The sequence below is a fragment of the Rahnella sp. ChDrAdgB13 genome (assembly GCF_017655185.1).
Taxonomy (GTDB): domain Bacteria; phylum Pseudomonadota; class Gammaproteobacteria; order Enterobacterales; family Enterobacteriaceae; genus Rahnella; species Rahnella contaminans.
On record NZ_JAEMGT010000101.1, the window covers coordinates 17,064 to 32,991 of the forward strand.

The 15,928-nt window shown below is 53.1% G+C and carries 14 protein-coding genes; 3 read left to right on the forward strand and 11 right to left on the reverse strand.

Annotation, left to right across the window (positions count from 1 at the left end; genetic code table 11):
* Nucleotides 1–95 precede the first annotated feature (95 nt).
* The 4 genes from proW to J8X26_RS21820 form a co-directional block, all read right to left on the reverse strand.
* Nucleotides 96–1,292, reverse strand: a complete 1,197-nt coding sequence (gene proW, locus J8X26_RS21805; protein WP_152324856.1) for a glycine betaine/L-proline ABC transporter permease ProW — start codon at nt 1,290–1,292, stop codon at nt 96–98.
* Complete coding sequence (gene proV, locus J8X26_RS21810) at nt 1,289–2,485, reverse strand: glycine betaine/L-proline ABC transporter ATP-binding protein ProV (RefSeq protein WP_208951939.1); 1,197 nt, start codon at nt 2,483–2,485, stop codon at nt 1,289–1,291. Before proV ends, proW begins: the two co-directional genes overlap by 4 nt.
* A gap of 589 nt (nt 2,486–3,074) precedes the next feature.
* Nucleotides 3,075–3,788 carry a response regulator gene (locus J8X26_RS21815; RefSeq protein ID WP_152324858.1) on the reverse strand — a complete coding sequence of 238 codons (714 nt, stop codon included), beginning with the start codon at nt 3,786–3,788 and terminating at the stop codon, nt 3,075–3,077.
* Nucleotides 3,781–5,433: a sensor histidine kinase gene (locus tag J8X26_RS21820; RefSeq protein WP_152324859.1), complete on the reverse strand. Its 1,653-nt coding sequence runs from the start codon at nt 5,431–5,433 to the stop codon at nt 3,781–3,783. Before J8X26_RS21820 ends, J8X26_RS21815 begins: the two co-directional genes overlap by 8 nt.
* Before the next feature lie 319 nt (nt 5,434–5,752).
* Between J8X26_RS21820 and J8X26_RS21825 the strand changes: the two genes are divergently transcribed.
* The gene (locus J8X26_RS21825) at nt 5,753–7,108 is read left to right on the forward strand and encodes a 2-hydroxycarboxylate transporter family protein (RefSeq protein WP_208951940.1); all 1,356 of its coding nucleotides are present in this window, start codon (nt 5,753–5,755) and stop codon (nt 7,106–7,108) included.
* A gap of 191 nt (nt 7,109–7,299) precedes the next feature.
* Nucleotides 7,300–7,860, forward strand: a complete 561-nt coding sequence (locus J8X26_RS21830; protein WP_165062075.1) for an NlpC/P60 family protein — start codon at nt 7,300–7,302, stop codon at nt 7,858–7,860.
* Between the two features lie 51 nt (nt 7,861–7,911).
* On the opposite strand, the gene mgrA is transcribed toward J8X26_RS21830, so the two are convergent.
* The 6 genes from mgrA to J8X26_RS21860 form a co-directional block, all read right to left on the reverse strand.
* A complete protein-coding gene (mgrA, locus tag J8X26_RS21835; RefSeq protein ID WP_152324862.1) occupies nt 7,912–8,952 on the reverse strand; it encodes an L-glyceraldehyde 3-phosphate reductase in 1,041 nt (346 codons plus the stop codon).
* 140 nt (nt 8,953–9,092) lie between these two features.
* Entirely contained in the window at nt 9,093–10,076 is a 984-nt protein-coding gene (gene nrdF / locus J8X26_RS21840) for a class 1b ribonucleoside-diphosphate reductase subunit beta (protein WP_120508967.1), read from the reverse strand.
* 20 nt (nt 10,077–10,096) lie between these two features.
* Nucleotides 10,097–12,259, reverse strand: coding sequence for a class 1b ribonucleoside-diphosphate reductase subunit alpha (gene nrdE / locus J8X26_RS21845; RefSeq protein ID WP_208951941.1), 2,163 nt, complete (start codon nt 12,257–12,259; stop codon nt 10,097–10,099).
* Nucleotides 12,241–12,645 (reverse strand): class Ib ribonucleoside-diphosphate reductase assembly flavoprotein NrdI, encoded by a 405-nt coding sequence (nrdI, locus tag J8X26_RS21850; RefSeq protein ID WP_152324864.1) that lies wholly within the window; start codon nt 12,643–12,645, stop codon nt 12,241–12,243. Before nrdI ends, nrdE begins: the two co-directional genes overlap by 19 nt.
* A 10-nt stretch (nt 12,646–12,655) precedes the next feature.
* Nucleotides 12,656–12,895, reverse strand: coding sequence for a glutaredoxin-like protein NrdH (nrdH, locus tag J8X26_RS21855; protein ID WP_208951942.1), 240 nt, complete (start codon nt 12,893–12,895; stop codon nt 12,656–12,658).
* Between the two features lie 289 nt (nt 12,896–13,184).
* Entirely contained in the window at nt 13,185–13,616 is a 432-nt protein-coding gene (locus J8X26_RS21860) for a carboxymuconolactone decarboxylase family protein (RefSeq protein ID WP_152324865.1), read from the reverse strand.
* Nucleotides 13,617–13,751: 135 nt separating this feature from the next.
* Between J8X26_RS21860 and J8X26_RS21865 the strand changes: the two genes are divergently transcribed.
* The gene (locus J8X26_RS21865; protein ID WP_208951958.1) at nt 13,752–15,203 is read left to right on the forward strand and encodes a PLP-dependent aminotransferase family protein; all 1,452 of its coding nucleotides are present in this window, start codon (nt 13,752–13,754) and stop codon (nt 15,201–15,203) included.
* Here J8X26_RS21865 and J8X26_RS21870 read toward each other — a convergent pair whose 3' ends face one another.
* Entirely contained in the window at nt 15,204–15,923 is a 720-nt protein-coding gene (locus J8X26_RS21870) for a GntR family transcriptional regulator (protein ID WP_208951943.1), read from the reverse strand.
* Nucleotides 15,924–15,928 lie beyond the last annotated feature (5 nt).

Below are 15,928 nucleotides of genomic sequence, written 5' to 3' on the forward strand. Positions count from 1 at the left end.
AGTTTGTGGCTTATGAATACGTAAGAGTGGACTGCGTTGTTTTAGCTTTTGAGAGTTCCCGGCAGCGAACCGCCGGGAAAAGTGCAGTGTGTGAATCAGGCTTTTTTGACGAAAGGCTTCATCACCAGACCAACCGGTCCGCGGGTGAACCAGCGGTGGCCGCCTTTGCTGCGGCTGTCGCGGCCCATAGACTGTGTCAGGCGGTCGAGGATGATGGCGAGAATAACGATACCCGCACCACCGACCGACGCGAGGCCCATATCCAGACGGCCAATCCCGCGCAGTACCATCTGACCCAGCCCCCCGACGGCGATCATCGAGGCGATAACCACCATCGACAGCGCCAGCATCAGCGTCTGATTAATACCGGCCATGATGGTCGGCATCGCCAGCGGAAGCTGAACTTTAAACAACATCTGACTCGGGCTGGAACCGAAGGATTTCGCGGCTTCGATCAGATCTTCCGGTACCTGGTTGATCCCCAGAATCGTCAGACGCACGACCGGTGGCAGGGCGAAGATGATGGTGACCACGACGCCCGGCACGTTACCGATACCAAACAACATGACGATCGGCACCAGATACACGAACGCCGGTGTCGTCTGCATGGCATCGAGCAGAGGCCGGATAATTTTTGCCGCCCGCTGACTGCGCGCCAGCCATATCCCCATCGGCAAACCGATCAGAATACAGAAGAACAGCGAGGTCAGAACCAGCGCCAGCGTCACCATGGCCTGTGACCACGCGCCGATAGCGCCGATCAGAACCAGAGAAACCAGCGTAGCAGCACCCATGCCTAAACCCGCCATCTGCCAGGCGAGCAGGGCGAAAATCAGAATCGCAATGGGTGCTGGTAATGATTCCAGCCCGCTTTGAAAACCGCTCAGCACGAAATCGACCGGCACGCGGATCCCCTGGAATACCGGACGGAAGTTGCCAACCAGCCAGTCGATCCCGTTGGTTACCCAGTGGTCGAGCGGGATCAGCGTGCTGTGAAACGGATCCAGAATATTGAAATGCTGATGCTGTTCAGGTGCGACGCTCAGCCAGTCGTTGGCCTGTGCGGCGGCGTGGTGTGTGGTGTCAGGTGCGCTGGTTGCGGCATCGCTGCCACCGCCCCACGGATCGCCACCGGCATCGGCAGGTGCGGAACTGGCTGCTGCGTCAGGCTGCGGCGCAATGCCACCGCTGGCGTTATCGGCACTCCACGGATCAACGGATGCATCCAGTGGCTGAGTCTGAGCCGCCTGCGCGTGCTGAAGAACTGTATTGTTTATGGTTGAGTTGCTCATTCGTTACCCCCTTCTTTATCCAGAGCCTGAAGCAGCATGGCTTTGGAAATAATGCCGATATAGTTATTGTCCTCATTGATCACCGGTACTGCGCAAGGCGCGGCGGCCACATGAGAAATCAGTTCGCTGAGCGGCATATCTGCCTGCACCGGTGCCGGAGATTCCAGCAGGGCACTTTCCAGCGGCTGATTGGCTTTCAGCGCGGTTTTCAGGGATTCAATCGACACGATGCCGATGAATTTCTGTCCGCGCTCCAGCACATAACCATATTCGCGGTCTTCGTCTTCGAGCAGCTTGAGTGCGGCACGTGGACCAAAACCGGGGGTTTTACGAATAAGCGCGCCACGACGGCGGGCGATGTCTTTGGCACTGAAGACCTGACTGATATCGACGCCACGGAAGAAGGTGCGGACATAGTCATTGGCCGGATTATTGAGGATATCTTCCGGCGTACCGACCTGAACCACTTCGCCGCCCTGCATAATCGCAATGCGGTCGCCGATGCGCATGGCTTCGTCGAGGTCATGGGAAATAAACACGATGGTGCGCTGATGCTGCGCTTGCAGCTTCACCAGCTCATCCTGCATTTCGGTACGGATTAACGGATCGAGCGCCGAGAAGGCTTCATCCATCAGCAAAATGTCAGGGTTATTGGCCATCGCACGGGCTAAGCCGACACGCTGACGCATCCCCCCGGACAATTCATCCGGATAAGAATTAGCATAGTTTTCCAGCCCGACCTGACGCAGCGCATCCAGCGCTTTGGCATTTCGCTCTTCCACCGGCACACCGGCCAGCTCCATACCAAACGCCGTATTATTCAGCACGGTCAGGTGGGGCATCAGAGCAAATGACTGAAACACCATACTGATTTTACTGCGACGCACCTGGCGTAATTTTGATTCTGAGATTTTGGCGATGTCTTCGCCGTCAATCAGCACTTCGCCGCGGGTGGGCTCTATCAGACGATTGAGAAGGCGTACCATGGTGGATTTACCGGAACCGGATAACCCCATGATGACGAAAATCTCGCCTTCTTCAATGGCCAGACTGGCATCTTTAACGCCAAGTGACAGACCGGTTTTCTCGAAAATTTCTTCTTTACCCTTGCCAGCGTCAATCATCTTGAAAGCGCGTTCCGGGTTCTCGCCAAACACCTTATAAAGATTTTTTACTTCGATTTTAATTGCCATGCAATATGCATTCCTTGGATATAAATAGCCGTATCGGCTTGATGTCTAATTTTTCTGTTGAAACGTATAGTTTTTTGCCTGTTACAAAATAGTGAACGCTTTATACCCTAACACACCAAAATTCTGAGACAAGTCTCAATGTTTCTCATGAATATTCATGGTTGTGTTTCTGGTGGCGTATTTTTGTGTATTGTGCGTGTCTAATTTACGTCAGCGCAGGTTGACATTTAATGACAATTTTAAGGGCGCTGTGTTTATTGTTGTATGCCTAATTATCTGATGCGTGCATTTTGCTTAATATATAATTAATTAGTTGATTTTTAATGATTTAATGCCTTCTTGTTTTGTGGGGTTTTTAGTGGTTTAAATAGCGTGGTTCAGGGGGATTTAATGCAAATTCCATGGCGGGATTTGCAATGTGTAAATAGTGATTTCAGCTTGCACTGAAAGCCCTGAATTTACCGGTTGTCTGAAAGGTGAATATTTGTGGAAATAATCGCACTGTGCGGGGTGAAATGTGGGAATTTGGCCAGCGGAACCGCTGGCCGTGAAGGCGAAATTCAGAGAGGCAGAACGCCATAATTCGGGTTCAGGAGGCGGATTTTTCCTCAGTCACTATTTTCCGGTAAAGACGCCTCGGATGGCCGATATTTCCGTACTGCATCTCGACGCCGATAAAGCCAATTTCCACACAATATTCCAGATACCGGCGGCCGGTGGTTTTGCTGATCCCAACCTCCTCAACCACCTGTTCCACTGACCAGCTGACGTCGGGTTTCGCGGTGAACACCCGCTGAACCAGTTCGAGCGTATTCGGCTCAATCCCTTTTGCAGAAGGGGCTGGCGGCGTGTCGCTGGCGGGGAGGTTAAACAGTTTGTCCAGCGCCCGCTGATCGACCACTTTCACATTGCGCAGGGTTTGCACCAGTTGCATGAAACGCTCGAGCGAGCTGCGCAGGCGGTGAAACGACACCGGCTTAATAATGTAGTCAAACGCGCCGCTACGCATGGCGTGGCTGCACGTCTGCATATCGCTGGCCGCCGTAATGAAAATCACCGAACAGTCGAAGCTTTTCAGCAGCGGGCTGTCGATCAGATCCACGCCCTGGCCGTCTGGCAGGTAATTATCCAGCAGCACCAGCCTCGGCTGATGCTGCCGCAATAACGAACGGGCCTGTTCCAGCGTGGCGGCAATCCCGACCACGCGCAGGTTAAAGTTTTGCTCGATAAAATCACGGTGCAGACCGGCCAGATGCGGCTCGTCTTCCACAATCACGACATCGAGTGCGCTGCTGTTATTCATGTTGCTGTCCTGTTGACCTCTCTGACGGATACGGGATAAACACTGAAAATATCGTACCCTGAGGCGCATTGTCTGAGATTTCGATGCTGCCGCCCGCCTGACGGACGTAACCGGCCACCAGATAAAGCCCGATGCCGTGTTCCGCGCCGGTCATCTCATCGCCGCCGGAAGGCTTCGAGGTGACGCCTTGTTCAAACAGATTCGGCTTCAGGGCGTCATCGACGCCGCCACCGCGATCGGCCACCTCAATCAGCAGCTCGCGGTTCCTGTCTGAAATATACAATTCTACCGGCGAAATCGGTGCGCCGGCTTTCAGCGTGGCGTCCACGGCGTTATCAAGCAGATTGCCGATCACCGACATCAGCTCGGTTTCGCCGATGACCGGCGGAATACGGATTAACTGGCAGGCCGGGTCAAACACCAGCTCCACGCCTTTCTCGCGCGCACTGACGAATTTTCCCAACAGCAGCCCGCAAAGGGCAGGCGACGTGAAGCGTGCCGACACGAAATCCAGCACCGCCTGCGCACCTTCTGACTGTGCCTGAATATAGTGCATCGCATCATCGTAACGCTGCATTTGCAGCAAACCGGCCAGCGTCGCCGTCCAGTTCAGCTGTTCATGGCGCATGATGCGCAGGCTATCGGCGTAGCGTTTCACCTGACTCAGCTGGCTGCTCAGCGTATTAATGTCATTTTTATCGCGGAAACTGAACACCCAGCCGCTTTCTTTCCCCGGCTCCAGTTCAATAGGCACGCGGTTCATGATTACCTGACGCTGGTTGAGCACCGTTATCTGATCATGGCGGCTGCTATTGTCCTGAAGACCGCTTTGCGTAAAGAACGCGGGCGGCGTATGGAGCACTTCTTCCAGCGGTTTGCCGATCAGCTCGTTTTCCGGCTGACGGATATCGAGTAATTCCCGGGCGGCGCGGTTAATGGAAATCAGCTGCTTCTCAGCATTAATAGCAAATACGCCTTCATACATGGCTTCCAGCAACGCTTTTTGCTGGCGAACCAGCAGCGCAATATCCTTGGGTTCAAGCCAGAACATCTGTTTTTTGACGTTGCGGGTAAACATCCACGAGAAAATAAACAGCAGTAATAAAAGAAGAAGACCGTATAAACCGGCCTGCGCCAGACGGTGACCGTTAATATTGTCGATGTAAGATGTGAGATAGCCGACCGACACAATGCCGATGACCTGATTATTTTCGTCGAGGATCGGCGCTTTGCTGCGTAATGAAACACCGATGCCGCCCTGACGCACCGATATAATGGTTTTCCCGGCCAGCACCTCCGCGTTATCGCCGCCAATCATCGGCAGATCTATTCTGTCCGGGGATTCCGAGTGATAAAGATGCCGCTCGCGGACGTCACCAATCACGATATAACTCGCATCACTCTTATCGCGTAACGGCTGGATAAGACGGGCAATTCCCGGCACATCGCGACGGGCGACTTTCTGCGCCAGCCCCGGCATCAGCGCGATTTCGCTGGCCTGAACTTTGGCGCGTTGCCCCAGGTCGTGATGCAGCTGGCGGTCAATAATATGAAATAAAATAGCGCCCAGCAGCGCCAGCAACAGGCAGGAAAATACCACCAGAGATAAAAAGAGCTTTACCTGAAAAGGTAATCTTAATTTCATACATCCCGCCAAAAGCCAGCCCTGACACACACATCGAATAAGCCTATCACGGCGAAAACGCTGCCGTAATCTGACATAAGCGAAGTTGTGAACGAAGAAGATAAATAGAATGTAATTCACACAGTGATTGCAAGGTTAATTGCGGGTTTTACTACTTATCTGATAATCCTTATAAATTTGGACGCATTAACTCCATAAACACCATAACAACCTTTATCCCTGCGGCCTTAATTTGAACAACCTCACATCCGCCTGACCGGCCATTTTCATATGCTCAGATCATCAATAAGAAAAGTATTACCAAGAAAGAGGCAATGCCATGAGCACAACCGACGATTCCTACATCGCTGTCAACAAAACAAAAGCTTCCGGCCTGTCTGCCAGACAAAAATGGTGGCACATTCTGGATAACTACAAGATAGGGATTATTCCGCTGCCGTTTTTCCTGCTGGCGGGCGTGCTGATCCTGCTGGATTGCCTGAACGGCAAACTGCCCAGCGATATCGTTGTGATGGTCGCGACGCTGGCCTTCTTCGGCTTTGCCTGTGGCGAATTTGGAAAGCGGCTGCCGGTGGTCGGCAAACTCGGCGCGGCGGCGATTTGCGCCACCTTTATTCCGTCCGCGATGGTGCATTACGGCCTGCTGCCGGACGTTGTGGTCGATTCCACGGTCAAATTCTATAAATCCACCAACATTCTCTATCTCTACATCTGCTGCATTATTGTCGGCAGCATCATGAGCATGAATCGCCAGGTGCTGATCCAGGGCTTTATGCGGATCTTCGTGCCGATGCTGTGCGGGGAAGTGGTCGGGATGATCGCCGGAATGGCGATGGGTACCGCGTTAGGTTTACCGCCGGTGCAAACCTTCTTCTTCCTGATCCTGCCGATCATGGCCGGTGGCGTGGGTGAAGGCGCGATCCCGCTGTCGATGGGCTACGCGACTATCCTGCATATGGAGCAGGGCGTGGCGCTGGGGCGTATTCTGCCGATCGTTATGCTCGGCGGCCTGACGGCGATTGTGCTGGCGGGCGTACTGAACCAGCTGGGAAAACGTTATCCGCATCTCACCGGCGAAGGTCAGCTGATGCCGTCGAAGAAAGGTGAACTCGGCAGCGGGACTGATGAATTCGAAGGAAATCCGGGCGTGAATGCGCTGGCCTGTGGTGCGCTGCTGGCGATCCTTCTGTACATGGTCGGGATGCTCGGACAGAAATGGATCGGCCTGCCCGCGCCGGTCGGTATGTTATTTGCGGCAGTGCTGGTGAAACTGGCTAACGGCGTGTCACCGACCATTCAGCACGGCTCGATGACGGTATATAAATTCTTCCGCACCGCGGTGACTTATCCGGTGCTGTTCGCGGTGGGCGTGGCGATTACGCCTTGGCAGGAACTGATCAACGCGTTTACCGTGCAAAATCTGCTGGTGATCGTGACCACCGTGCTGGCGCTGGTCGGCACCGGTTTTTACGTCGGGAAAAAAATCGGTATGCATCCCATTGATGTGGCGATTGTTTCCTGTTGCCAGAGCGGGCAGGGCGGCACCGGCGACGTGGCAATTCTGACGTCCGGCAACCGCATGACGCTGATGCCTTTCGCACAAATCGCCACCCGTATCGGCGGTGCGATCAACGTTTCCGTCGGGCTTTTCGTGCTGGCGAAGTTCTTCTCCTGAGTTCCTTCCGCCCCCTTTTTCCGTTAAAGGGGGCAAACCTGCAAAAATTAGAAAGTCTCATTTTGGACTCGTTTTGGGGTGGTTATTTTTTGCTCATCGGTTATTATTTGCGCACTCAACGAAGAGTCACCCGCCCCGTTCGCTGGTCTACAGGTAAGGATAAAATCTATTTTTGAAAAAAGAACGTTCGTATGTTTCGCATTAAAACCCTGGTTTATTTTTTATTATTGATAGTCTCTTCATTCTTTAGCATTAATTCCTTTGCCTTCGAATTGCCAAAGGAATTCACGTCTCTCGGGAAAAAGAATTATTCCCATAAAGAAATTTTTAAATTACATAACGAAGCGCCTTTATCCGGTGATAATGGCAATCCTGATGAAATTAAAACGGCATTATTATCTCAGTATTCCCATTGGAAAGGCACTCAGTACCATCTGGGTGGCACGACCCACAAAGGCGTGGACTGCTCAGCGCTGATGCAGCATCTGTTCAATGACTCCCTGCATCATCCGTTGCCACGCACGACGTTTGAGCAAATTAAAAATGGCAAAAAGGTGAATAAAGATAACCTTCAGCCCGGTGATTTAGTCTTTTTCAAAACAACAGAGGCCGATCGCCATGTGGGTGTTTATATTGGCGATAATCAGTTTATTCATGCTTCTAAAATTGAAGGGGTGACGATATCGTCACTGGATAATCAGTATTGGGTCAACCATTATGAAACAGCGCGACGTCTGGAATTAATGAGTTAACACTTATAAATTAAAAAGGCGGATTAATACTCTCCGCCCTTTAATTACTGATTATTTATCTGACGATGTTTGCCACAAATTTAACTGACCGTCTGAGACATGCTGATCAATCGCCGCCAGCTCTTCGGTGGTGAAGCGCAGGTTTTCCAGCGCCCTGACGTTTTCATCCAGTTGTTCCGGACGGCTGGCACCAATCAGCACGGACGTCACGCGATCGTCTTTCAGTAACCAGCTCAACGCCATCTGCGCCATCGTCTGCCCGCGCCTTTGCGCCATTTCATTAAGCAACCGCAGACTGTTCAGATTCTCTTCTGACAGCATTTTTGCATTCAGCCCGCGCACTTTATTGCCTTCCACCTGCATGCGCGAACCGTCCGGGATCCCGTTAAGGTACTTACCGGTCAGCAGCCCCTGAGCCAGCGGCGTGAACGCGATGCAGCCCGCGCCGTTTTGTTTCAGCGTATCCAGCAGGCCGCTTTTATCCACCCAGCGGTTCAGCAGATTGTAAGACGGCTGGTGGATCAGCAGCGGCACTTTCAGCTCGCGCAGCAGTTCCGCCATTTTCTGCGTACGTTCCGGCGAATAAGACGAAATCCCGACATACAGCGCCCTGCCGCTTTGCACCGCATACGCCAGCGCAGCCGCGGTTTCTTCCATCGGCGTTTCTTCATCCACGCGGTGGGAATAGAAGATATCAACGTAATCCAGCCCCATGCGTTGCAGGCTTTGATCAAGACTCGCCAGCAGATACTTACGTGATCCACCGGAGCCGTACGGACCCGGCCACATGTCATAACCGGCTTTAGTCGAAATGATCAGTTCATCGCGGTACGGGGCGAAATCCTGTTTCAGCAACCGGCCAAAATTCTCTTCGGCAGAACCCGGAGGTGGCCCGTAGTTATTCGCCAGATCAAAATGCGTGATGCCCAAATCGAAGGCTTTTTGCAGCAAGGCTCGCTGGGACTCCAGCGGGCTGACATGGCCGAAGCTGTGCCATAAACCGAGAGAAAGTGCAGGGAGTTTTAAACCACTCTGACCACAGCGGCGGAATTGCATGGTTTCATAGCGTGAAGTTGAGGGCTGATACGACATGATGTTTCCTTTTCTAATAGCGTAGGGTTTTGAAACACTGTTTCTATACTAACGCTGAGAAAAATAACGGCAACATCAGAAAGTGGGTTTTAGCTCCCTCCCCTGCGAAGGAGCACAAGCAGCCCTTCGCAGGGAGCTGTTTAGAAATCCCAGTCCTCGTCTTCAGTATTCACGGCTTTGCCGATCACATACGACGATCCGGATCCGGAGAAGAAGTCGTGGTTTTCGTCGGCGTTTGGCGATAACGCGGAAAGGATCGCCGGATTCACATCCGCCATGCTGGCCGGGAACAGCGCTTCGTAGCCCAGATTCATCAGCGCTTTGTTGGCGTTGTAATGCAGGAATTTTTTCACGTCTTCGCTCCAGCCCACGCCGTCGTACAGTTCTTCGGTGTAGCGGATCTCGTTGTCGTACAAATCCTGAATCAGATCAAACGCCTGCTCTTTGATCTGCCGCTGACGTTCTTCGCTTTCCAGCGCCAGCGCTTTCTGGAACTTATAGCCGATGTAATAACCGTGAACGGCCTCATCGCGGATGATCAGACGGATCAGATCCGCGGTATTCGTCAGCTTGGCACGGCTCGACCAGTACATCGGCAGATAGAAACCGGAGTAGAACAGGAACGATTCGAGGAACACGCTGGCGACTTTCTTCATCAGCGGATCTTCGCCATCGTAATACGACAAAATGATCGCCGCTTTATTTTGCAGCGCGACGTTTTCTTCGCTCCAGCGGTAAGCCTCATCCACGTCCACGGTGGCGCACAGCGTCGAGAAAATCGAGCTGTAAGAACGCGCATGCACCGCTTCCATAAAGCAGATATTCGAGTAAACCGCTTCCTCGTGTGGCGTCACCGCGTCTTTCATCAGCGTCGGTGCGCCGGCCACGTTCTGTACGGTATCGAGCAGCGTCAGGCCGGTAAACACGCGGATGGTCAGCTGTTTCTCCTGCGCACTCAGCGTCGCCCACGACGGAATATCGTTCGACAACGGCACCTTTTCCGGCAGCCAGAAATTCGACGTCAGACGGTTCCACACTTCGAGGTCTTTATCATCCTGAATTTTGTTCCAGTTGATGGCTTTGCTGACCGGCTGCGGTACTAACAATTGTTTTACTGCGCTCATTTTTAAGTCCTTTCAGTCAGTTACAGCGTGCAGGAAACGCAGCCCTGAACTTCGGTGCCTTCCAGCGCCATCTGGCGCAGACGAATGTAATAAATGGTTTTGATGCCTTTTCGCCAGGCGTAAATCTGCGCTTTGTTGATGTCTCGCGTGCTGGCGGTATCCCGGAAGAACAGCGTCAGCGACAGCCCCTGATCGACGTGCTGCGTCGCTTCGGCGTAGGTATCAATGATTTTTTCCGGACCGATTTCGTACGCATCCTGGTAGTAATCCAGATTGTCGTTGGTCATAAACGCTGCCGGATAATACACACGGCCAATTTTGCCCTCTTTGCGGATTTCCACGCGGGACACAATCGGGTGAATACTCGAGGTCGAATTATTGATGTAAGAAATCGAACCGGTGGGCGGCACCGCCTGTAAATTCTGGTTATACAGCCCGTGCTGCATCACAGAATCTTTCAGCGCTGCCCAGTCTGCGGTGGTCGGAATCGCGATTCCAGCGTCAGCAAACAGCTCACGCACGCGGTCAGTTTTCGGCTGCCATTTCGCGGCCAATGCCTCATCGACATATTTGTCGAAATAAGCGCCGCTGGCGTAAGTTGAATCTTTGAAACCTTTGAATGACTGCTGACGTTCGATAGCGATCTGGTTCGACGCGCGGATCGCATGGAAAGCCACAGTGCAGAAATAGATGTTGGTGAAATCCAGACCTTCTTCTGAACCGTAGTAAATACGTTCGCGGCAAAGATAACCGTGCAAATTCATCTGCCCGAGGCCAATGGCGTGGGAATCCTGATTCCCCTGATCGATAGACGGCACCGAGCGGATGTGACTCATGTCCGACACCGCCGTCAGCGCGCGTACCGCCATTTCAACGGTATTGCCGAAGTCCGGGGAGTCCATGGCTGAGGCAATATTCAGTGAGCCGAGATTACAGGAAATATCCTTGCCAATTTCCTGATAAGACAGGTCTTCGCCGTAGATCGTCGGCGAATTCACCTGCAAAATCTCCGAACACAGGTTGCTCATGTTGATGCGACCTTTGATCGGATTGGCGCGGTTTACCGTGTCTTCAAACATCATGTACGGATAGCCGGATTCAAACTGAATTTCCGCCAGCACCTGGAAGAATTCGCGCGCGTTGATTTTGCTTTTGTGAATGCGTTTGTCATTCACCATTTCGTGGTATTTCTCGCTGATGCTGATTTCAGACATCGGCACGCCATAGACCTTCTCGACGTGATAAGGCGAAAACAGGTACATATCTTCGTTGTTCTTCGCCAGTTCAAAGGTAATGTCCGGAATGACCACGCCGAGCGACAAGGTCTTAATTCGAATTTTTTCGTCGGCGTTTTCGCGTTTGGTATCGAGGAAACGCAGAATATCCGGGTGATGGGCGTTCAGATACACCGCGCCCGCGCCCTGACGTGCACCCAGCTGATTGGCATAAGAGAAGGCATCTTCCAGCATTTTCATGATCGGAATGACGCCGGATGACTGGTTTTCGATACGCTTAATTGGCGCGCCGACTTCACGGATGTTGGTCAGCATAAACGCCACGCCGCCGCCGCGTTTGGAAAGCTGCAACGCCGAGTTCACCGAGCGACCAATGGATTCCATGTTGTCTTCAATGCGCAACAGGAAGCAGGAAACCAGTTCGCCGCGCTGTTTTTTGCCGCAGTTGAGGAACGTCGGCGTAGCAGGCTGGAAGCGGCCGGAAATTATCTCATCGACAAAATGGCGGGCGAGCTGAATATCGCCGCGTGCCAGCGTCATCGCCACCATGCATACGCGGTCTTCGTAACGTTCCAGATAGCGTTTGCCGTCGAAGGTTTTCAGCGTGTAACTGGTGTAATACTTGAATGCGCCCAGAAAGGTCTGGAAGCGGAATTTTTTGGCGTAAGCCTGTTTAAATAACGCCTTAATGTCTTCAAAAGCATATTGATCCAGCACGGCGGCTTCGTAATAGCCCTCCTCAACCAGATAACGCAGTTTCTCCGCCAGATTATGGAAGAACACCGTGTTCTGATTGACGTGTTGCAGGAAGTATTGGCGCGCGGCCAGGCGGTCTTTATCAAACTGGATCTGACCGTTCGCGTCGAACAGGTTCAGCATCGCGTTGAGCGCGTGATAGTCCGGGCTGCGGGTGCCGGGGTCGGTGATTGCTAGTTCTGTCGCTGCCAAAATTCTGTTACTCCCTGTCTGACCTTTGCAACGTCTTCCGGCGTTCCCAGCAATTCAAAGCGGTACAGGTAAGGCACCTGACACTTCTGGGAAATAATGTCGCCGGCAATACAATACGCTGCGCCGAAGTTGGTGTTCCCGGCGGCAATAACACCGCGGATGAGTGAACGGTTATGTTCATCGTTCAGAAAACGGATCACTTGTGCGGGCACCGCGCCTTTGGCCGATCCGCCGCCGTAGCTCGGCACCACCAAAATGTACGGTGAGTCAACGCGCAATTTTTCAGGCTGTCTGTCTGTCGGGATGCGGATCGCCGGCAATCCTGTTCTGCCGACGAAGCGATGGGTGTTTTCTGAACTGCTGGAAAAATAGACCAACGGATTCATCCGCCTGCCCTCAGAACGCGTTCTGAAGCTGGCGCAGGGCGCTGATCTTATCCGGGCGGAAACCAGACCAGTGGTCGTCACCGGCCACAATCACCGGCACCTGCTGATAACCCATCGCACGGACCTTCCCGAGAGCCTGCTCATCCAGAGTCAGATCGACAACCTGGTAAGCGATGCCTTGTTTATCTAATGCACGGTAAGTCGCGTTGCACTGGACACAGTCTGGTTTACTGTAAATAATAATGCTCATGATTCGTATTTCCATCTAGTAAGAAATCAGAGACAATTTTTGCCTGTCCGCTGTACGGCTGTTTCAGCCGGGGAAAGGCGCGAGAGTCGGTGCCATCTTGGCGTCCCGATGGATTGAATACTAGATGTGGTGATTTAAATTTTCAACCACACAATATGTAGTTTTTCCAGTTTTGCTTATTGCAAAAACGACAAAGCCCGCAGGAAGCGGGCTGGCGGGGAGAAACTTTTTTGGTTCAGATTTTTTCGCAACGGATTGTTTAAAAAATGCACTGCGCAAAGTGTGAAACTTACTGGCGCATACCCACAGCAAGACGGTTAAACGCATTCATCAGGCCGATAGCAAAAGTCAGTTCTGAAATTTCCACGTCGCTGAAATGTGCTTTCAGCGGTTCAAACGCGCTGTCCGGTGCACCGGTGGCGGCAATTAGCGTCAGCGATTCTGACCAGGCCAGCGCCGCACGTTCACGTTCTGAATACGCGTGGCTGACCTGCCAGCCCGCCAGCTGATCCAGCTTAGTTTGCGCGACGTCCATTTTGCGCAGCGCTTTGGAATGCATATCCAGGCAATAGGCGCAGCCGTTAATTTGCGAAACGCGCAGGAAGGCCAGTTCGATAATTACGTTATCCAGCGGACCGTTTTCCAGTGCGCCGAGCGCCGCTTTCATTGGCTCCATCACGGAAGAAGACAGAGAATAGTAAGGCAGGCGAAGTGCAGTCATGATGATTTCCTCTGGGATTTTTTGAAGTAAATTTTTCAGCAAAGAGTGACGCATCGTGCGTCTCAGTGACCGCTACTTTACGCTTCGTATGGTCTATACTACAGGGCCATAAAGTACCTATTTAAGCAGGTCATGATGCGCGGCTTCAGTCTTTCCTTTCAGCTCGATCCCCGGCGCAAAGCACCGCTTTACCGCCAGATTTATCAGCGGGTTAAACAGGCGATCATGGCCGGGCAACTCAAGCGTGACAGCCGCGTGCCGTCGGTGAGGGCGCTGGCCAGTGAACTCGGCGTGGCGCGCGCGACGGTGGAAAATGCCTATGGCCTGCTGATGGCGGAAGGTTTTTTGCAAAGCCGCGGACAGTCCGGAACGGTGGTCAGCGCGCCGGAAAGCTTATCCGTCCCCGCGCCAGCGCCGGTCAGGAAGAATGCCGCATCTAATCCCATCAACCCGATGTTGCCTTCAGTATCTTCGCTGCCTTTTCAGCTCGGCCTTCCGGCGCTGGATGCGTTCCCGCGTGCTATCTGGTCGCGCATTGTCTCAAGGCAAATCCGTCACACCAGCATGAATGATTTAGGCCATCCGCCGCTGGCGGGCACCGACGGATTGCGTAATGCGGTCGCACGCTATCTGCAACTTTCCCGCGGATTTACCTGCCGCCCGGAACAGGTCTTTATCTGTGGCGGATACGCACCGGTGCTGGATTTGATCATCGGCAGCCTGTTACAACCCGGTGATGGCGTGTGGCTGGAAGACCCCGGTTATCCGGTGACACAGGCATTCTTTCGTGCGGCAGGGGCGGTTGCCAGGGCGGTGAAAGTCGATGATGAGGGCATGGATGTTCCGCAGGCTGTTAAGCAGTTTTCTGCTGCACGGTTTGCCGTCGTTACGCCCGCTCATCAGAGTCCGACCGGTGTGACCATGAGTTTAGCGCGGCGTATGGCGCTGCTTGACTGGGCAGCGAAACAGCAGGCGTGGATTATCGAAGATGATTACGACAGCGAATTCCGTTATCACGGCCAGCCGCTGCCTTCTCTGAAAAGTCTGGATACGCAGGGAAGGGTTATTTACGCAGGAACATTCAGCAAAGTGATGTTTCCGGCGCTCCGTTGCGGTTATGTGGTGGTGCCGGAAAGTCTGGTGGAAAAAATCGAGGCCTATTGCCCGCTGCGAATTTGCGGCACGCCACCTCTGATACAAAGCAGCATTGCGGAGTTTATCGAACAGGGACATTTCTACCGGCATCTGAAACGTATGCGCCAGCTGTATGCTGAACGTCGTGGTTATCTCGAACAGGCGCTGACGGCGAAGTTTCCGGCGGACATATTGCGGGTGAATCAGCAGGCTGGCGGCATCCAGCTATCCACCAGTCTGAGTGCTCATCTCGATGATTCTCTGATCGCCAAAAACGCCCGCGAACAGGGACTGGCGGTACAGGCGCTTTCCGACTGGCAGGTTGAGTGGCGTGAGCGTAGCGATGCGTTGCGCCCGAACGGACTGCTGATGGGATTTCCGAATATCAGCTCGCAGGAGCATGCCAGCGGGCTGGTGCAGCGTCTGGCCGACGTCCTTCAAAACAGCCGCTGATCAGTGCGGCATCCGTCGGGCGATCAGGGTAAATTTATAATCATCGGTGCGGAAGGTATTGCGGCTGAATTCAAATACCGTGCCGTCCGTCAAAAATCCCTTCGAGATCTTCTGCAAAATCGGCTGATCAGCCGCCACGCCCAGCAGTGACACCATCTCTTTGGTCGGCATCAACGGAATAATTTCCTGTTCGCTGCGGTCAATCACCAGATGTTTGGTCTGCTCCATCCAGGCATATTTTGACCCCTGCATCACTTCGTAGGTCAGATCAGGAAAGAGTTCCAGCGGCATCCAGGTTTCTTCCAGTGTGACGGGTTTGCTGACAATAAAGCGTAGCCGTTTAATGTAATAAACCCGCGCCTGTTCATATAACGCCAGCGCTTCGGCGATACCGATCGGCGGCTTAAGGATGGAGAATGCCAGCACCTCGCTGTGCGACGGCCTGTCCAGAGGCTGTAACTTCTCATCAAAGCTGGTCAGCTGATAAATATCGTAATTGACCTTTGCTTCCTTCACGTAAGTTCCGCTGCCCTGCACACTTTCCAGCACATCCTGTTCCACCAGCAGCTTAATCGCCTGCCGTACCGTCACCCGGCTGACGCCAAACTGCTCGCGCAGTCGTAATTCCGTTGGCAGCGCGTCGCCTGTTTTGATTTCTCCGCGCTGGATTTGATCGCGGATCTGCGTCGCGATCTGGCGGTAAAGTGGCTGATTACTCACGTTTC